The sequence below is a fragment of the Carboxylicivirga linearis genome (assembly GCF_018271995.1).
Classification (GTDB): Bacteria; Bacteroidota; Bacteroidia; order Bacteroidales; family Marinilabiliaceae; genus Carboxylicivirga; species Carboxylicivirga linearis.
In genome coordinates this window covers 11,667-32,701 of the sequence record NZ_JAGUCO010000032.1, presented here as the reverse complement: position 1 = coordinate 32,701, position 21,035 = coordinate 11,667, and the positions used below count along the sequence as shown (strand labels likewise).

Below are 21,035 nucleotides of genomic sequence, written 5' to 3'. Positions count from 1 at the left end.
ATGACTGATCCACAAAAATATAAATTGATCCAATAATACACGAAGTATAGTTACACACCTCTTATGCCATAGATAGTTGGAAAGTAAAAGCAATTAATACTGGCAAAATAAAACTAACACAACCTATAAATTAATAGTATTATTTTATAACGGTAACCAGCTTTCTAACAGCTTCCTTTCTGTTCTTATTCCAGTAACTATAATGCAAAGGCAAACATTTAATTCCAGTTCGTGCCAGTGTTTTATAACGTTCAAAAGTAAACGCTTCTCTATATATTCCCGGATACCCAATCAGGTCGATGAAATAGTTGTTACCTCCTTTACTTACTAATATATCAAGAAGACTACCTGCTATAGGATAACCACATTTAATATCATCATAGTCCTTTTTACTCAATACGGACACTACTTCCTGTTGAAACTGATCCAATGTTACTTCATCTTCGTTATAATGTGTATATTCTCGAATAAATTTAAAATACTGGTATAATAAAGATTCCTTCTTCAACTTGTCATCCGACACAGATTTAAAAATAACCTGATAAGATTTAGCCCTGGTAATGGCCACGTTTAACACCTCAGGCTTTGAAGCATGAATAAAAGCAGATGGATGAGTGTTATTGCACACAGCAAACGACATTAATATTATTTCCCGTTCCGAACCCTGAAAATTATAAGGTGTTCCGCAAAGAATATTAAACCTTTTAAGGGTATTTAGCTCATATTTGTCTTTCAGAAGTTTATTAATGTAGTTAACCTGTGAACTAAAGGGTGATATAATACCAATGGTTGGCACTTCCTTCTGTGTGGTATATTCTGTTATCAACTTATCAAGATAAGCAATAACAGCATCCGCCTCTGTTTCGTTAATTCCTTTCTGATCTCGTTGACCTTCTAATTCTATTAACTCAATTTGCCTGTTAGTAACGTGCTTGGGAGTGGATTTCAACACCTCTAACTGACCATTATAAAAATGCTGATTGCTAAACTCTATAAGTGAAGGGGTTGATCTGAAGTGTTCTCTTAAAAAAGTAATCTGATCCTGACTTTGTACTTTTGCAATAAAAAAATCGAGTATACTTCTTCCCCTGTAATCAAAGATCTTATCATTAGAAAGATCATATTTTAAACGAAGATTATTTTGTTGAGATCGTGAAACAAATGAATAGTGCTTTAACTGGTTAGGATCGCCTGTTACCACAACTCGCTTAGACCTATATAAAGCTGGCAATGCAGAAGCTATATCGCATTGCGTGGCTTCATCAATAATCACAAGATCAAATAAATCCTTTTGCAAGGGTAATACCGAGTTTAAATCTGACAAATTAGCAAGCCAGATTGGAAAAACCTTTAAAATATTTTTATAATAAATTTTACTAATGGTGTTTTTATACTCTGTAAAACCTGAAGCATCTAATGCATCGTAAAAAAGAGCTATATCTCGTCGATACTTGTTTGAATTACGTTTTATATTTGACTCGATCTTTCTCCTTGAGAATAAACTAATTTGTCTATCAAGCGACTTTATTGTCTTCTCTATCTGATCAAACAATTCCCATAATTTAGTCCCGTTTGTTGAAATATCTTTAAGATAGAATTTACGCCATTTTTCCAACCAGTTTAAATCTTCGCTAAAAGTCAGATCAGAAATTTCGAGCTCGCGGTCAATGTATTTCTTAAACTTTTCTTCCAGTCCTTCCAACTTTTCATATAACCTATTTATATCATTCTCGTCAAAGAACAATCCATTTCGCGCTGACATTCCACTTAAATAGGACTGAATCTTGGCTTTTAAGCTCCATTTATATCTACTTCCTGATGTATGAATTAGATAATTTTTTAGTTTAAAATCATCTTGCAACATCGATCTTAATACTTCAACAGCTTGTTTGGTTTTTGAAACCACCAAAACCGATTGATTATTTACAATAGCATCACTAATGATTGAGGTTATGGTATAGGTTTTACCCGTTCCAGGTGGTCCAACAATCACTGAATTGGTATATTGATATGCATTTTGTAAGGCTTGATACTGATCTGTATTTAAGCGTGATTTATAAAAACTTAAATTAAATGAACGACTATTTTCATGCTCTCCTAAAAGCTCTTCCAAATTAGAGTTGAAACTTTCAGAGTCAGCCATTTCCCTCAAATCATTAATAACTTTTAACGATGACTCAGACTTTTCAATAAAAACCGTTCCGGCCGCCGGCACAATTTTAAACGTATTATCTTCATATCCGTTTTCTGCAAGATCCTTTCTTATTTTAGCAGCCGACCAAACATTGGGAAATAACAATACATCGCTTGTTTCAATATTAATGAAGTACTTATCAAGTAAATTTTTAATCACCATCAGACTGCCTCTACCTGAGGCCAGGAGATCAGACAACTCATTAATAAATTCATCTTTTTGTAGAGAATCATCTTTAGTTTCCAGCTTACTTATAACTGAACGATTAATTATAAATGATTCTTTTTCAATCTCTAAAAACGTTTCTTCATTTAAACACTGAATATTGGCAGGATAAAGAATCAGTGGCGCACAAACTCGTTTATCCTTTATCAAAGCATTATTGCTTTTTCCAAGCAGAAAGAAACAAGCATAAAAAAGCTTCTTCTCCAGTTTATATAATTCTATGTCTTTTTGAAGATCGTTAACTTTCTTATGAAGAAAAGGAATGATTGGCAAATCATCATTTATTAACTCCTCTTTCCCACTTACAAACCATTTGTATGAATATTTCTGGGCGAGTACATTATCAACAACAAACTCTTTATTGTCCAGTTTATAGCAGTCTTTAAAATAGCTGTAAAAATTGCGGGCTTTATAAGTCACTTCAATAAAATTTTATACCTCCAAAACTAGAAGAATATCTAAACCTGACAAATAATTCATCATAACTATATTATTTCAATCTAATTATGATTCAATTATAGTCTGTTCTTTACCCATAAATTCTTAAGAGCCTCCATCTTACTCTTCAATACAGAAAGGCCGGCTTTACTTTTCCACAAACTTTGCCTGTTTAGCAGGGCCTTCAATGGCAAAATCACGATAAGAATATTCTACCGGTTCAACCATAAACTCAGGAATGTTATACGATTTAAAGAACTCCTTGTAAAAACCGGTATATTCCTGTGGTAGGATAAAAGGTTTATGTGCTTTTCCGTTTTTATCGAAATACGAAATGTAAAACCGGGTGTATGACCCGTCATCGCGTCGGGAACTAAAAATAAACCAACGTCCATTAGACGACCAGGAATGATAACTCTCAACATCATCACTATTAACCTCATCAAGTCGTTGTACCCGTCCCTTTTCCAAATCCATTACATATAAATCAGCTGACTTATGCCAGATATGAAAACATCCATAATCAGCCATGGTAAACATCAGATATCTACCATCAGGCGACAGCTTAGGAAACGTAGCACTTTTACCCCTTGCAACAGCATTAAAGACCAATGTTGGTTTCCCAAATTCCAATGTTTCGGGATTAAAAGACACCTTATAGATGTTATACTTCACATTCTGATATAATTCATTAATCTTATCCAGCTTATACTCATCGTCGCTTACCGCCTTAAAATGTGCCGATGAAAAATACAATGTCTTTCCATCCGGAGCCCAGCAAGGGTATGTCTCTAAATAATCCTTTGACTGAACGATATAACGTACCTCATTCTTATCAACATCATACAATATTAAATCAGAAAACGAATCCATCACCTCCACCTTTTGAATGTCTTTTGAATGAAAAGTTTGTCCAACCTTATTAATCGAATAGGCAATTAAATTTTTAGTGGGGTGCCACGACACATAGGCTCCTCCTTTAGGCAATTCCTCTGTTTTAAGATTTACCTTTTCAACCTTACCCTTATTGGTGATTATGGTTCCACCTTCAGGTCCTCGGAGGTGCAGATTCATATTGCCTGTTTTATTATAGTCCTGATATGAATGACAATTCATGCATTGCCATTTAACCGGACTGGAATAGATCTTTGATTCATTAAAGGATGTTAGATTCCTTTGATTAATGGATAGCTTTTTATACAACGAATAGGATGGTTCAATTAAACGATACGAGATATACTCATCAATGGGGTCTGCTGCAATAGTATTGGTAAAGGTGTATTGTTGCCATTTTCCATCTTTATTTAAATAAATCTCATATTTCAGGTCGCCTCCCTTATTGTCATCCAGTAATTTTGCCCATTTACTTTTTGAAAACGACACCTCTCTTCCGGATACAATAATGCTATTACCCTTTTCATCACTAACCTTTGTAAGGTAGTCATCTGTCTCCTCTATTATTCTAAAGTTCATGGGAGCAATATTGTTGGGTATAACAATCTGCGAATAGTCGGGATATATTTCTATTTTATCATCTGAACTTGTAAATTCTTCTGGTACCGACTGAGAACATGAAGCAGCCAGCACAAGCAATAAAAAGCAACCCAAATATTTTATTTTACTCACCATAAACCTCATTACAATTAATAACGAATTAGAATTTTGAATAATACATGTAATACCAATACGTATCACCATAATATTTTTTAAAATGATCCTGATGCTCATTCTGAGGATCACTATGCACCTTATTGAACTTATCTATTAAGTCATTATCAAATTTGATATTACTTATATCATACTGTTTATTCATTTGAGAAAACAATAAAGCAGCCTCTTGATAATGAACCGGAATACGATCGTGCTTTTGAATATACAGGTTAAAAAACGGCCAAAAACGTTCCGGTTTCTTCAGCAGCATTTGTGCCTGCATTGATATTTCTAAAAGATCGAGATGCCCACCTCCAATAGAAGCCAGTCGTAACAAAATATTACTTTCCAGATTTCCTTTATCCGACACCAGATTATCGGGAAAAGAATAGAGTAACTTGTTCATCTTAAATTCCGGATCATCATCCATCAACTCCGGATTATCAATATATCGTTGATACTTTTCAGCCCACTTCTTATGAAACAGTGTACGCGACAATGCGGCATTATACTTATCGGCCAAAACAAGTTCGTTATTAATTAAAGCGCACTTTACCATATACCTTAAATATTGAACTTTAGGGCCAAAACGAGCCATATCTTCCATGCACCAGCGGTAACAATCGTTCACCATGCCATAGTTATAAAACAGAGGCTGTGAAGCATAACTCCAAAGTGTTAGATTCCTCTTTGTTTGAGCATCTTTATTTCCATCTTTTCGGGTAAACATCAGGTCACCTGCTTTTTGCATTTTTTGCAAAGCCAAACGTGTTGTTAGAACAATATACCGGCTAGGTTCTCCCTTAAACTCTCTTTCAATTTTAAGTACATCCTTCCAATGGCCTTCAAACAATGCATGGTCGATGGCTAACTCGCTATGGAAGTTTTCATCTTTATTTGATAAAGCATAAACACCGAATAAAATAATCAAACCAGTGGCTATATTTATAGAGTTAGCCCATACAGCCTTAAAGGAGTTCTTTTTTAATAATGGAAGAATAGAAAAGATTAATAGAGAAGTAATCAAAAGCAAAACTGGTAACCAAAAAATAAATTCATTTCCATCGAAATTAAATTCAGGCAAACCGGCTGTATATGCAAATTCTAATGTAACCTGATAAATACTCCTGTAATAAATAAACGGAACGAATATAAAACTCAACAAAAAGCATCCTGCCGATATTAACCTAACCTTTTTATCTTCCTCTGTGATTGATATTACACCTTCAGAAAGCGCCATTATAAAAGTACTCACTAATGCGTAAAATCCGGTAACTGGATAAAGCAACACTACATACAGCAATGCAAAAACGTATTTAATCCAATTAGATGGTATCATTTTGTATGTCTGGTAGGATAAATATATCATCAATACACCCAGAACATTTATGAAAGCATATCCATTGGCAATAAACTCATACATAACATAATCGAGCTGAGTTACCAATAGTAACAATGCAGCTGCTGGTATAAAGGATAATAAATAATAACGTTTCGGAATTTTAAAGAAGCGAAATGTTAAGTATTGAATACCGATCAGCATTGAGATAAACAACAAACTGCCTAGCCATGGAAAGTAGAAAAACTGATTAAGAAAAGAAGCTGCATAAGAAAGAAGTCCAGCCGGCTCACTTAAATGATTGATAAAGAACAAGCGACTATTCTGAAAAATAGATAACTCATCTAGCTTTAACAGAAGATCTTTATTAAAAATGGCTGTGAAATAAAAGGCAAATCCAACAAATAAAGTATAATATACCACTTTGATATATACAGCCGCATTAAACTTTCTTATCTGTTGATTTTGTTTTTGTTTGTCTGGTTTAGATTTTTTTGACCTCATTAAAATATACTGCTAAATGTATTGTCGTTATTATACTAGAACAATCTTTTACTTGTTTTCATCGCTTAAGCCGCGAAGGCATTTGGCTTCGCCGATTTTCAATTCATTTCTTGTCTTGATACAAGAAACGAAACAAAGAAAATCAAGACTGCATTGGCGATGATTCATGTTTATTTGTTGAACTTAAGTGCGGCCGGGTGATCTTCGAACAAGTTTTCAGCTTCCCGGTCTTACTAAAGTTCAACTTCTTAACACTTCTCATCTCCAATGAGGCCGATCCGACATAATACAGACCAAGCATATACTGCTAAGAATATTAGTATGATCCCAACAACAATTTTAGCAAAAAAAAAGAAAAATATGAATTCAAATCCTCCTTAAAACTAACCCATTCTAAAAAAACATATCAATTTTAAAGGAAGAACTTACAATAACAATCTGAATACTTTTCTCTCCACACTAATTTCCTTAATTCTAACAACTGATAATCAATTTCCAATTTTATCTATTCGTGCTAACTGCCGATTAGTCATAGCTCTCAATTCAGCATCTTCATGTTTTGCAAAGACCTCTTTTAAAGTAGGTTTAAAGTAACTCTGCCAAGAGCTAATTTTCTTATTTCCGGATCAATATGGACTTTACAAATCTTTGTTAAGCTCTGGCCAAATGTAATTCTCTCGACTGCTATCATCTGGATCTCCAGATCTCTTTCCTGCTGCACTATTTCGAAGAAATAGATTTATGACAAATATTGCTTATTACATTTCTTTTGGCATCTGTATTCTTTTCTACTATATAATGATTAATAAGCAAAAAAAGGAGGAAACACCAAAGTTTTTCCTCCTTCTTATATATGAAAATAAAAAGTAGTTTACTCTACAATCAACTCATCAACAAACATAAAGCACGGATTACCATAACCACGATGCCATTGCGGACATTGCTTTAATGAACTTGCTGTAACTTTTATATAACGTACACTTGTAGTATTAAAAACAATAGTATAAGGTATTGACTGTACCAAAAAACCTCGATCAGTATCTGTAGTTTTAACTGATCCTAACTGAATATAATTCACACCATCAACCGAACCTTCAACTTCTACCTCAATAGGAAGAAATGTCCATGAATTAATCGCTTTCAGGAAGTTCATGCTAACTTGTTTTACCTCCTGGCTTTTTTCCAAATCTACCACAGCTATCATATCATGCCCTTCAAAACCCAGCCATTTTTGATGAAAATCCAATTCACCAACGACTCCATCATTGAGTGCCTTACCACCACCTACAGGGTACTTTTCGCTATACTCAGTAAGTATCTCAACGCTTTTCCCTTTTGCTTTATTAGGTGCCGTAATTCTGTGTAACTTATTCAAAACATAGGTTCGGTAATCCTTTGTTTTAAAAAGACGTTCGTTAATATTAACAGCACCAGTGGCTACCGAATTCTCGGTATAACGATCCAAATAATCAAGCATATCTTGTCGAATAGTGATTTCATCACCACTTCTATCCAAATATGACATGCCTTCCGGTTCTTTATTTAATGCAATATCGAGATACGCAAAATCAACAGCCAAACGAGCTCGACGTACTCTTTTCAGATACACCGAATCATTATTAACCGCTTCTTCCGCCTGATCCATTATCTTTTTATATTCTTTCAAATACCCGGGCTGAAGGTAAGAATCAAGATAGTCTGCCGGATATCCATAAATATCTAAACGTTCTTCTTCCTTGTATTTATTTAGATTTTGATGCGTTAATTCAAAATACGACTTAATGTAAGGTGCTGCCTCTCCGTAATATTTAGTAATAAAATCGTTTATAATCGAATCAGCATTCGCATCAACATCCCACATTAATTTAGAAAGCAAGTATTGTTTTAGTTCATTTAAATCAGACCAGTTATGCCCACTCCCTTGTTCAAACATGATTTTAACACCGTGCTTTTTAAAGAACTGTAAATTCTTCTGCAACACATTAAAATTAGGGAAAGGTGTAAGGTAGTTTTTAAACTGAACCACATAATCCCAGGCAAATATATTATCTGATAACTCACTCCAATCCTTCATGTCTTTTACAAAATCGGCACTTCGCTTATCTTCTTCCAATGGCATACTGCGATTACACTCTATGGAGCAAAACATGATGTTAACATTAGGCAGAGGTCTGATGTTTTTAGGAGCCGAACGGGTAAAATTATAAGCCAGGGTTGAGATTACTTTATCCGGAAATTCCTGTGCAATTTGATTAGCCATATGTATGTATGCACCCGAAATAGTCTCATACTTTTCGTACAAGGCTTTGCATTCCTCGCACTCACAATAATTAAAACAGTCGTTTTGCGAAACAGACCAGTATTTCATCTCGGGATGCTCCTCCATTCTTTCTCTTAGGTTCGCAATTAAGGTTTGAATGGTACCCGGATTACTTAAACATAATTGACCGTCTTTCAGTCGGTGACTGCCAACTAACGAAAAATACTCAGGATGACTGTCGTAATATTTTTCCGGCGGAATCAGATGTTGAAAGGTATGAACAAACAATCCCCATTCGTCGAGATCTTCCAGCTTATTCCAATTCTTATAATCATGAAACTCATCATTATCGAAACAAAGCTTACGAAGATTAAAATCAGGTTCGTAGAATATTTCACCAAGAGGTACTTCAATGTTTTTGTTTTGGGGTATATAATATTCGGTAGGAGAAAGCATGGTACAGCCAGTATACTTTTCTAAAAAGGTATTTACAGCATATAAATTGGCTTTACCATTATTGCCGGCCAAAACAATATTATTTTTTGTAACCTGTATAATAAAACCATCTTCATCCAAGGTATCAATCCGTGCCGATGTATCTATCCATTCTTTTCCTATCAAGATCTGTTTACCTGTGCTTTGCTTCTGATGATTGATAGGTATGGTTGCATCAGTCACTTTTTGAATAATCTCCTGCAACTCACTACCTGCTACCTTACTAAGACTATCGCTATTTACCGAAACAACTATTTGATAGGCTGATTGATTATTTCTGACTAAATCGACGGTTTCAGGAGAGACACCACAACTACTTATGATGATCATTAATACTCCGGCAATCATTACAATTAATCTCATATTTCCTTCTTTCTGTCAACCATTAGAAAAAAGAGGAAATCCTTTCGAACTTCCTCTTCTTCATTGTATGAAAAACTGATAAAAATTAGTTTACATCCCACCAAACGCGCGCGCTTCCTTTGTCCTCACCTCCAGGCAAGGAACTAACAGCAGCGTTTACAGCAGCTTCATTGGTACTGTACTCAGTTGGCACATATGTCAAACGTCTCATTAAACCATCGTTACCATCCACATCTTCGGTGTTTAGCAATGGATATAAAATATCGGCATCTGAACGACGTAAGTCTGCCCATGTCTCCCATGACTCTGGGAAAAGAGCTAAATATTTTTGTACTGCAATTTGTTTCAACTGCTCAGCTTCGGTTCCGGCCCACGCAACAGGTACATCCACCGGAGGAGTAGCACTCTTACCCACTTTGGTATATTCTTCCGCTAATGTTGGAACTGCTCCTGTTGAAGTTCCTGCAAGATATGTATTGATTGCAGCTGTTTCTGTAACACCCCATTGGTTCATTGAAAGGCGAATACCTTCTTCATATAAATCCTGAGCATCACCACCCATATTCCAACCTTTTAAAACACCTTCGGCACGTGAGAAATATGATTCTGCTGCCATCATTACTTCTATATCTTTAGTGTTTGACTCAGCAAATACAGACTCTCTGTTCAAACCACTTAAGATATCGTTGTCCCAATCGCGAATTGTTGCGCCACCATTTGGCTGGCCAACATATACACTATCAGCATTAACATTATACCAAATTCCCATACGAGGGTCGTTATATCCGCCTAAGATACTTTCCATATCGGCTGTCATATAAAATCCCCATGCACCGGCAATTTCAATAAAGTTATTATAGGTATCAGAAGTAGCTTCAAAATAAGCACAGTCATCATTGCTTTCCATAACTCCTGCAGCTACAGCAGCCTCAGCTTCTGTTTTCGCACGAGCAGGATCAATATCTGAAATACGAAGAGCTAAACGAAGACGCATAGAGTTGGCAAATTTTCTCCATAACTCGGTGTCGCCACCATAAATAGCATCATAGTCACGGAACACTCCAACAGTTCCATTAATGCCACTTAATGTTTCTTCAGCAGCATCAAGCAAAGTAAAAAACTCATCGTACATATCTTCTTGCAAATCATAGGCAATTTCTGTACCTCCTAATCCAGCTTCAGAATAAGCTACCGGCCCCCAAGAGTCAGTCATACGGTGGAACATAAAAACATTCCAGATATCTAATACAGCCATAGCTTCTTCATTTCCTTGAGCTGCCGTATAAGCAGTACGTAACGAAGGAACAGCCAAAGTGTAGAATCGTAACCAACCACGACTTCTCCAACCATCGTTAATACCATTACGTTCGGTTTGCCATCCTGTACTTTGACAAGAGAAGTAATGAACAAAAAGCATTGAGTGTAACATAGTTGCTAACCCATAAGTACCATGGTCATCACCAGGTATACTCCATGATGCGTTTCCCAAGCCCTTGTATTGAGCATTGGCAAAAGCTGGTCCTGCCATTGAGGCGTCTAATTGATCAGTAGTAAGCGTATTTGGATTGGTATTGATTTCATCGAAATCATCGGTACATCCGGTTACATATACGAGGAATACTGCTGATAATAGTGTTATTATAGTATTTTTCATGTCTCGATTTTTTAAAAGTCTAATTTTACATTAAAACCAAAGTCGCGTGTTGAAGGAATATTGAATGATTCAATACCTTGCAGGTTACCTACTCCAACTCCTTGCTCAGGATCGAAAGTTTCTGCTTTATTCATAAGGAAGAATAAGTTACGACCTACAACAGATAAACTAACTCCGGCAAACGGGCCATTACCTAAAACACTCTTAGGAAGCGAATAACCTAATACTAATTCACGTAAACGAATATTAGTTGCATCAAATACGAAGTCTTCAGCTGATCGTGGATCACGACTGGCCACTTGCGTCCAGTATTCTTCTGCTAAAACAGAAGTTGTATTTGGTGTTGATGAAATAATATCTCCGGCTTCGTTACGAGTAACATTTACACCGTCTACTACAAAACCATCGGTTCTGCCATTTAATGTAATATCGCTCACACCGGCACCAGCCATACGCGCTTGCGTATATGAAATAACTTCACCACCTACTCTGAAATCAATCAAGAAGCTTAATGTAAAATTTTTGTAGCTAAATCGATTTGTTAAACCAGCTGTAAAATCAGGGTTATAATTACCTGCCAATACATCAAATCCATTGGTAAACTCAGGCAATCCGGTAGAAGCATTTACAATTACATTACCTTCATCATCACGAGCATACCCTCTGATATATAAGTCACCGTACTCACCACCTTCTTTAACGATAGTTTGAGCTACACGCTCATAACCAGTAGTAATAGAAAGTTCATCTCGACCTTCCATAATACTCAACACTTTGGTTTTGTATTTTGCAAAGTTTGCTGATAAATCCCATGTAAAATCGGCACGGTGTAATACATCAGCATTGAATGTTACCTCAAAACCATTGTTTTTGATTTCTCCTCCATTCACAACTTCCTGAGCAAATCCAGATACTTCAGGAACATTGATGGTAAAGATTTGATTTTCGGTATTGGTTTGGAAATAAGTAAAGTCTAAACCAATTTTGTTTCCAAAGAAACGTGCATCCACTCCAACTTCTTTCGATGTAGAAATCTCAGGCTTTAACTGATCGTTGTTTTTAACTGTTGAAGCTTGAACCACTCCTCCATTGAATCCATAAAATTGCAACTCGTTACTTAAACGGTAAGGATCGGTATCGTTACCCACTTGAGCAAATGATCCACGAGCCTTTAAGAAAGTTAGGAAATCTGACTTAATATCAAACATATCGCTCAAAACAGCTGTCAAACCAACCGATGGATAAAAATATGATCTGTTATCTGATGGTAAAGTAGATGACCAGTCATTACGAGCAGTAACATCTAAGTATAAATATTCTTTATAACCTAACTGACCAAATGCATATAGAGAGTTAATTCTCTTTTCGTAAAAACTAGATGTTGGAGTTGTTGTCTCCAGGTTACTGATTGCAAAAAAGTTTCTGCGGCTCAATTGTCCTCCAACATTCAATGAGTATCTTCTTTGATACAATGAGTTACCTCCTAAGTTAACACCTACTCTAAAATCACCCAGGTCTTTATTATATGACAATAAGAAATCAGAGTTTAACTCCATTGTTTGACCTGTAGTTTCTGAGTAGCTACCCACATCGTTAGCAATAACCGAAACAGATGCATATTGCGAAGAAACAGATTTATTAGTAGACTGGTCCAAACCTGAACGAATCATTAAACTTAAATCACTTGTGAAGTCATACTTTGCAGAAGCAAATCCAATAAAACGGTTACGTTCTTCGGTAAATGGACGACGCAATGCAAACCAGTATGGGTTACCACCCAATCCACCAATGGTATTTGGATCGATATAGTTATATTGGCGTAAACCAGCAGCATCGTAATATTCAAAATCCTTATACTGACTATACTGCATGCTTCGAGGCATGGTATATACTGCTTCACCTACTGAACTCTCACCTGTATTAATAGGGTTATCGATAGTTTGTGATATAAAGTTTGCCTTAGTATCCAGGTGCAATTTATCAGTCAGATCACTGGTTAAACGGATGTTTAAGTTATGACGATCTAACTCATTACCTTTTACGATACCTTGAGCTGTTGTATTTGTATAAGAGAAATATCCCTGAATTTTTTCGTTACCCATTGAAGCAGAAACTGTTTTTGCCCAGTTATATCCTGTTTCAAAAAAGTCCATTCCATTATCAGGTTGTGGTGTCATAGAATATGTCGACGGTCCATCATAATTTGGATTGAAAGATAATTGCCATGCATCAACCTGCTGGCCATTCATCTCAGGTCCCCAGCTTAAACGACTATCAGCATCATATACACCTTGCGAACCTTGTCCGTATGTATCCTGCAGGTTCAGCATATTGTATGCTTTTGAGAACATCAGGTTAGATGAAATCGAAATTCTGGCATCCTGACCTTTAGATCCTTTTTTGGTGGTAATGATAATTACACCGTTACTGGCACGCGTACCATACAAAGCTGCAGCTGATGCACCTTTCAATACCGACATTGATTCGATATCTTCAGGGTTGATATTAGAAATACCATCTGAACTGGTACGTCCACCAATATCAGCAGAAGCTGTATTTGCCACATTGTTATCCATTGGCACACCATCAATTACATATAACGGTTGGTTATTACCAGTTAATGATCGGTTACCACGAAGTGTTACCCTTGATGAACTACCAACACCACCACCGGTAGTAGAGAAGTTCAAACCGGCTACTTTACCAGAAAGAGAATTAGCCACGTTCAATGAGCGTGCTTCACTCAATTCCTCGGTATTTACTGTTTGTTGAGAATAAGTAAGTGCTTTTTTCTCGCGCTTAATACCTAAAGCGGTTACTACCACACCTTCTAATTCAGTAACATCTTCGATTAATGTAAGATTAATAGTGGTTTTACCAGCTACAGGAACCTTCTCGGTCATATAACCAATAAACGAAAACACCAATACATTATCTTCGGAAGGTGTTACAATTGAGAAATTACCATCTAAATCGGTAATAACCCCTTGTACAGTTCCTTCAATTACAATCGAAACACCAATTAATGGCTCACCATTAGCATCGATTACTTTCCCTGTAATTGTTTTTCCATCTTGTTGTAGGCTTTCATTAGTATCTGTAATACTTCCTGCCGCACCTACAACCTGTGTAAAAGCCACTAAACACAATCCTAAAACAAGAAACAGCTTCATCCTGTTGTGAAGCCCTTGTTTGGCTGCTTTAACAATTGTCTTTTTCATAGATTCCAACTTGTTAAGTGAATAAAATTTTAGATTTAATTTTTAAAGTTTATCTCTCAGTTCATTTCGTTATTCATTTAAAGATCTTCCCCATAGTCTTAAGATTTATTATTGATTAACAATATTTTATATCTGATCTAACTCTAATAAATAGCTTAAAAAAGAGTAGGAAATTCCTATACAAACAACATTATGCTTGCACTATGGATGGTTTGAAAACCTTTTGGAATCAACTTGAAACTGGCAAAGCGTAACAAGTTGATCCAAAAGAAACTTACCACTCCGATATCTTTATGTTTTCCTATTGATTATCATTTCCCCTATCCTTCTGCACAGTTACTTTAATAAGCTACTTCTTATATTTAAATGCTAATGCCTTCCCCAATGGCAATTCATTCATATCACTAGGTAAACTTACTGTTACCGTTTCTCCTTCAACCTTATATTTAAGCCTCTTACCATTAGAAATCAACTTCATGGCACTTCCTTTTTTGGGTACATTCCCAGTCCATGTTATAGTTTTTTCCAATTCTGAATTCTCATCATAACAGGCAATGGCATAACATGTTTTATTATCTTTTGATTGAGTAAAGAATACATTATTGCTCTGACATACAGACAATGCCCTAGTGGCGTAAATAGCCTCCCCATTCTTATCCATCCATTTACCAATCTTCTTTAGACTCTCTATTTGTTCAGGAGTAAACTCCCCTTCCGGAGTAGGTCCAACACCCAATAATAATGAACCTCCTTTGGCTACTACTTCAACCAATGTTCTTATCACTTGCGATGTTGATTTGTATGAATCTGTGGGTACATAGCCCCATGCTCCTCCAAGAGTGATACAGCTTTCCCAAGGATGATCCAATGCCTGTTCCGGTATACTTTGTTCAGGTGTTTGATAGTTTTCGTACAACCCTCCTACCGTACGATCCACAATTAATAATCCTGGTTGATTTTTACGAGCCATTTTAGCAATTGAAGGCATATCAATATCCTGACTCCACGATGGTATAGGTGCTCCCCAGGCTCTTACTTCATCATTTACTGTTTCTAACGGACGAACCCAACCACCATCTAACCATAGTAAATCAACATCACCATAGCCTGTCATCAACTCTTGTATTTGATTGTAGGTGTATTGCTTAAACTGATTCCAACGCCATGGATATTTATTGGCATCGTAATTATTATTTCGGTTTGGGGTTGCATATTTAGGCCACCAGTAATATTCTGAATACCAATCGGGTTTTGAAAAATAAGTACCTACCATAAAACCTTGATTACGATATGCATCCAATACATATTTTAAGGCATCTGATTTTTCATTTGAACCAAACGGTGAGTGCGCAATACTATAATCGGTTTGTTTGGTATCCCACAAACAAAATCCATCGTGATGCTTGGTGGTAAACACCAGATATTTCATACCCGCCGCTTTTGACGCTTCTGCCCATTGCTGTGGGTTGAATTTTACCGGATTAAATTTATCCTTTAATCCAAAATACCATTCTTTATAGTCGTTATAACTTATAGTACTGTCTCGTTCAATCCAATCCTCGGAGCAAATAGACCATGATTCAATAATTCCCGGAACAGCATATAATCCCCAATGAATAATAATTCCAAATTTTAGATCTTGCCATTCCTCTAGTTTAGCAACCACTTTGTCATCCTTGGGAGCCATATAGTGCTCCGATTTAGGATGTTCGTGCTGGGCGTTTATGCCTTGGGATACTATTAGTAAACCAACTAAATATATAAACAGACTTCGTTTCATGATCGAATTGTATTTATCTTATCTCAGTATTTTCTTATTCTTTTTCTGTAAAAACCTGTGACTAATAGAGTAATATAAAGTTGACTATGCCTTTTGTCAATATATTACACCCCTATACAATCAATTGATTTTATCAACTACCGTCACCTATGTAACAGCTGTAATTCTATGCTGATTTAAGAGCTGTTCTCTTCTTTTTATTTTCAATATAATACGGAACTAATGCTGCGGCACCCAATACAGCCATCTCACTATTGTCGGATGGTAATATTGATGTAGTTTGTAAAGCATTTTGATGAGGAAACTTTATCAATGTATTCTTCATTCCCTTTTCGAACAAAGCATATGCATTTGACAATGAACCACCCAGAATAATTGCACTAGGGCCATATGAATAAATAATGGTTTCAATCAGGTGAGCCACATGTTCACCAAAATCTTCAAAAGCTTTTAATGAATCTTTATCTCCGGCATTTGCTTTATCAGCAATTGCTTTTCCATTGTTGCCACATGTACGTTGAAAGAACTTACCACTACAATAATTCTCGAAGTCGGCATCCAAATATCCTATTCCCCCAAACTCTCCTGCCATTGATAAATTACCAATATGCAATTGATCATTTACCAAAACTCCTGCTCCAACGCCTGTTCCCATGGCCAGAGCTACCAAATCAGAATATTCTTTTCCTTTACCGTAATATTTCTCTCCCAACAAAAAGCAATTGGCATCGTTACCAATAAAAACGGGTAATCTAAAGTATTCTGACAAAATAGTTTTGAGCTCTACATTCTTCCAGGCAGGTATATTCTGAACATTATAAACAATTCCTTTTTCCACGTCAATAAGGCCGGGAACCCCAACTCCAATACCTACAACTCTTTCATTAATTAAGTTTTGTATCCCTTCGATCAAATCTTTAATAATCTCAGATTTACTTCGGTAGGCATCTGTTGATGTTTTAAATTGCTTTAATACTTTCCCTTGCTCAATATAGGCAAAATGCATTTTTGTGCCACCTACATCAACTCCTATGTAACAGTTCTTTATCATTTTCTCCCAACTTTTCGCGTTCAGTTATTTTATGTACAGTATATACCATACTGTATCCCCTCATAAAACCATGGATCTTTCCCTTAGCTTGCTAAATACTTTTCAAAAGCATTCTCCATAACTACTGCTACGGCACCAAGCATTCCAATATTATCACCAAATTCAGTGATGACAACATTTGATTTTTCACTAATTTGTTTCATTGCATGTGTGTTAACCCCTTGCTGAATTGGCGTTGTTATTAAATCGCCGGATTGAGCTAACATTCCACATAAAACAATTAATTCTGGATTAAAAAGCTGTATTAAGATTGAAATGGCTTTACCTAAGTTAATGCCAGTTTCATGTAATATTTTTATTGCATATTGATCGCCATCTAAGGCGGACTTGATAACATTTTTCAGCTCCAGATACTTAAATTTTGAATTACTATTATCGAGCTGAATGGATGTTTTTCCTTCTTTTACTCCTTCTTCGGCAAGTTCCAACACCCTGATTCCTGATGCCATGGTTTCGATACACCCTAGTTTACCACAACGACAGAGTTTACCATTTTCAACCATTGGAATATGACTAAACTCTCCTGCAAATCCGGATGTACCTCTGTATAAGTTACCGTTAAGTATCATACCTAAACCAATACCCCAATCAAGGTACAACACCAGAATATCTTTCTTTCCTTTTGCACTGCCTAACCTAAACTCAGCTAAAGCCATTGCCTTGGCATCGTTTTCAACGAATACAGGACAACCTATAGCTTCTTTCATTAGTTCTGTTACAGGCTTATCTCCAAAATTAAGATAAGTATGATTGATTCCATTCACAGAATCCACCAAGCCTGGCATGCTGATTCCAATGGCTAAAACCTTCGCCTTGTCAATTCCCGATCGTTGTATATATGATTTGATTAAATCAATAATGTAATCAAGCGTGCTCTTTTCATTATTTAAAACCACCGAGTATTCTTCAGTATCTGTTATTTGTTTATTCTCTGCATTAAAAAGAGCAATACTTACTTTATAAATACTCATTTCAACTGCCAAAACACAGAAACCATTATCAACCAAACCGAATAAATCAGGCTTTCTGCCTCCTATTGATTTCCCTTGCCCCTTTTTCTCAATAATATTGGCATCCACCAACTCAGACAGTATCGACATCATATTAGGCGCACTAATCCTTAAACGCTTACACAACTTAGAAGTTGTTTGAGCCCCATCTACATACAAAGCCTTTACAATTCGAATTTGTTGAATGTACTTTTTCCTTTCAACACCTTCTAATTGCTCTACAATCTTTATATCAAATTGTAAATTATTCATAGACTTTTGTAATAGTTTTAATTGATTAGCTGATGTAAAAGTATATATTTTTACTTTTAATGCAAATCTTTTATTAATTTTTTATTAAAGTTCTTAAGTATTTATTAATATTTTCTACATTTGCCTCAAGCTAATTAAAGTCATACACTTAAGAATTTATCAGTCTTCCAGAGGGGAGAGACAAGTGTGAAAAAGAAATAATCCTACAGAAATAAAAATCTATTTCTAAAAAAAAGAAGCACTTAAAATCTAATGTGCAAAGGCAATTATTATTAAATTATAGGGGGCATAAGTGTATATGCATCGATAAAAATTTCTAAAGCCATGAAAAAAAGACTACCTGTTACTCAATTTTTACTTATTGCATTTTTACTCTTTAACCAGTTTGCAAATAGTCAAACGGCAAAATTCAGAGATAGCAATCTATCTATTGATGAGAGAGCCAAAGATTTGTTACAGGCTTTAACGCTAGAAGAAAAGATATCATTATTAGGGTATTCTTCTCCTGCCATTGAACGTCTGCAGATACCTTATTATAATTGGTGGAATGAAGGATTGCATGGCTCAGCCCGTGCAGGACAAGCTACTGTTTTTCCACAGGCCATTGCCATGGCTGCCACTTTCGATCCTGTATTAGTTAATCAAGTGGCAGATGCTATTTCAACCGAGGCACGAGCCAAACACAACATGGCTATAGCTAAAGATAAAAGACTACAATATTTAGGTATTAACTACTGGACACCTAATATTAACATCTTTCGCGATCCACGCTGGGGACGTGGACAAGAAACCTATGGAGAAGATCCATATCTGACAGGACAAATTGGAACTGCTTTTATACAAGGACTGCAAGGCGATGATCCTGATAAATATAAAATTTCGGCGTGTGCCAAACACTTTGCAGCACATAGTGGTCCCGAGGCAGTTCGCCATGAGTTTAATGCCGTAGTAGACGAAAAAGACTTACGCGAGACCTATTTACCAGCTTTTAAAACATTAGTTGACAATGGAGTTTCAGCTGTAATGTGTGGCTACAATCGTTTAAACGATGAGCCTTGCTGTACTTCCGAAAACCTGTTGGAAACCATTTTAACCAAAGAATGGAAATTTAAAGGTCAGATAACTACCGACTGTTGGTCGCTGGATGATATATATCTTCGCCACAAATCATTGACTACCGCTGTTGATGTAGCAGCAGCTGCAATTAAGCAAGGTGTAAACATGGACTGCTCACCTCTTTTACAACGCGAGGCTATGAATGCCATCAACCAAGGTTTAATAAGCGAAAAAGATATTGATCGCTCGATTTATACCACTTTAGTTACTCAAATTAAACTTGGTTTTTACGACGATCCTTGCGAATCGGCTTATACAACTTTTGGACCTGATAGCATTAATAACAACTACCATGTTGATTTAGCATTGAAAGCAGCCGAAAAAAGTATGGTTCTTTTAAAGAATGATGGAATATTACCATTAGAAAGGAGTAAAACCGGTTCGATGATGGTATTAGGTGAGAACGCAGCCAATATTAGCGTATTGGTTGGAAACTATCATGGTATGTCGGGAAATATGGTAACATACGCTGAAGGCCTGGTTTCAAAAGCGGGCCCGGGAACAGCGGTTCAATACGATTTTGGAGTAAGCTACTCCGACACTACACATTTTGGAGGAATATGGGGCGCAGGTATGTCAGATGTATCAGTTGTTGTTTTAGGCCTTACTCCTCTTTTTGAAGGCGAAGAAGGCGATGCCTTTTTATCGAAAAGTGGTGGTGACAAGGAAGATTTAAGTATACCCGAAGCTCATTTAAAATTTTTAAAGAAGTTACGTGCATCACATGATAAACCAATTATTGCTGTACTAACAGCCGGTAGCGCTTTGGATGTGGAAGAAGTAGCACCTTATGCCGATGCCATCATTTACTCGTGGTACTCGGGCGAACAAGGAGGAACCGCATTGGCCAACATTATTTATGGCGATGTTTCTCCATCGGGTAAGTTACCATTAACTTTTTATAAATCGTTGAATGACCTTCCTGCATACGAAGATTACAGCATGGCCAACAGAACCTATCGTTATTTTAATGGCGAAGTTGCCTATCCCTTCGGTTTTGGGTTAAGTTATACCCGTTTTGATTATGAGTGGATCAATCAACCTGCCAAAGCATATAAAAAAGATCAGGAGATTACTTTTGATGTAAAAGTTAGTAATGTGGGTGATTTTGATGGTGACGATGTGGTGCAAATCTATATCCAGTATCCTGATATTGATCGTATGCCTATTAAAGAGCTAAAAGCCTTTAAGCGCACCAGCATCAAATCTAACGACTCATCAAATCTAACTTTTAGCATCAACACGAGCGATTTGCAAAAGTGGGATCTGAAACGTAGCAAATGGAATTTATACAAAGGTGAGTATAAGATTCTGGTTTCAAAAAATGCCAATGAGGCTGTATTGGAACATACATTTTTAATTAAATAATATGAATCAACTTTATTATAAAAAGAGTATTGTACACTTGATATCCACCGCTCAA

General features: G+C 36.2%; 10 protein-coding genes. 1 reads left to right on the top strand and 9 read right to left on the bottom strand.

From position 1 onward, the window contains the following. Positions 1-139: 139 nt before the first annotated feature. The 9 genes from KEM10_RS21715 to KEM10_RS21675 all read right to left on the bottom strand — a co-directional run bounded on the left by KEM10_RS21715 (position 140) and on the right by KEM10_RS21675 (position 18,496). Entirely contained in the window at positions 140-2,839 is a 2,700-nt protein-coding gene (locus tag KEM10_RS21715; RefSeq protein ID WP_212219711.1) for a DEAD/DEAH box helicase, read from the bottom strand. Between the two features lie 165 nt (positions 2,840-3,004). After that, positions 3,005-4,555, bottom strand: coding sequence for a TolB family protein (locus KEM10_RS21710; protein WP_212219709.1), 1,551 nt, complete (start codon positions 4,553-4,555; stop codon positions 3,005-3,007). Continuing rightward, entirely contained in the window at positions 4,512-6,350 is a 1,839-nt protein-coding gene (locus KEM10_RS21705; protein WP_212219706.1) for a DUF6057 family protein, read from the bottom strand. The genes KEM10_RS21710 and KEM10_RS21705 overlap by 44 nt, the downstream gene beginning before the upstream one ends. An 871-nt stretch (positions 6,351-7,221) precedes the next feature. Beyond that, a complete protein-coding gene (locus KEM10_RS21700; protein ID WP_212219703.1) occupies positions 7,222-9,468 on the bottom strand; it encodes a DUF4838 domain-containing protein in 2,247 nt (748 codons plus the stop codon). Positions 9,469-9,553: 85 nt separating this feature from the next. After that, positions 9,554-11,122 (bottom strand): SusD/RagB family nutrient-binding outer membrane lipoprotein, encoded by a 1,569-nt coding sequence (locus KEM10_RS21695; protein WP_212219700.1) that lies wholly within the window; start codon positions 11,120-11,122, stop codon positions 9,554-9,556. 11 nt (positions 11,123-11,133) lie between these two features. Next, a complete protein-coding gene (locus tag KEM10_RS21690; RefSeq protein ID WP_212219697.1) occupies positions 11,134-14,343 on the bottom strand; it encodes a SusC/RagA family TonB-linked outer membrane protein in 3,210 nt (1,069 codons plus the stop codon). A gap of 349 nt (positions 14,344-14,692) precedes the next feature. Beyond that, positions 14,693-16,123 carry an alpha-L-fucosidase gene (locus KEM10_RS21685; protein ID WP_212219694.1) on the bottom strand — a complete coding sequence of 477 codons (1,431 nt, stop codon included), beginning with the start codon at positions 16,121-16,123 and terminating at the stop codon, positions 14,693-14,695. Between the two features lie 166 nt (positions 16,124-16,289). Next, a complete protein-coding gene (locus KEM10_RS21680) occupies positions 16,290-17,174 on the bottom strand; it encodes an ROK family protein (RefSeq protein ID WP_212219691.1) in 885 nt (294 codons plus the stop codon). A gap of 83 nt (positions 17,175-17,257) precedes the next feature. Beyond that, on the bottom strand, positions 17,258-18,496 hold the full coding sequence (locus tag KEM10_RS21675; RefSeq protein WP_212219688.1) for an ROK family protein: 1,239 nt from the start codon (positions 18,494-18,496) through the stop codon (positions 17,258-17,260). A 324-nt stretch (positions 18,497-18,820) separates the two neighbouring features. Between KEM10_RS21675 and KEM10_RS21670 the strand changes: the two genes are divergently transcribed. Beyond that, the gene (locus tag KEM10_RS21670) at positions 18,821-20,980 is read left to right on the top strand and encodes a glycoside hydrolase family 3 N-terminal domain-containing protein (protein ID WP_212219685.1); all 2,160 of its coding nucleotides are present in this window, start codon (positions 18,821-18,823) and stop codon (positions 20,978-20,980) included. The last annotated feature ends 55 nt before the right edge of the window (positions 20,981-21,035 follow it).

Coding starts and splice junctions, on each gene's coding strand:
- KEM10_RS21710 (WP_212219709.1), bottom strand. CDS start 4,555: ATGGTGATACGTATTGGTATTACATGTATTATTCAAAATTCTAATTCG.
- KEM10_RS21705 (WP_212219706.1), bottom strand. CDS start 6,350: ATGAGGTCAAAAAAATCTAAACCAGACAAACAAAAACAAAATCAACAG.
- KEM10_RS21700 (WP_212219703.1), bottom strand. CDS start 9,468: ATGAGATTAATTGTAATGATTGCCGGAGTATTAATGATCATCATAAGT.
- KEM10_RS21695 (WP_212219700.1), bottom strand. CDS start 11,122: ATGAAAAATACTATAATAACACTATTATCAGCAGTATTCCTCGTATAT.
- KEM10_RS21690 (WP_212219697.1), bottom strand. CDS start 14,343: ATGAAAAAGACAATTGTTAAAGCAGCCAAACAAGGGCTTCACAACAGG.
- KEM10_RS21685 (WP_212219694.1), bottom strand. CDS start 16,123: ATGAAACGAAGTCTGTTTATATATTTAGTTGGTTTACTAATAGTATCC.
- KEM10_RS21680 (WP_212219691.1), bottom strand. CDS start 17,174: ATGATAAAGAACTGTTACATAGGAGTTGATGTAGGTGGCACAAAAATG.
- KEM10_RS21675 (WP_212219688.1), bottom strand. CDS start 18,496: ATGAATAATTTACAATTTGATATAAAGATTGTAGAGCAATTAGAAGGT.
- KEM10_RS21670 (WP_212219685.1), top strand. CDS start 18,821: ATGAAAAAAAGACTACCTGTTACTCAATTTTTACTTATTGCATTTTTA.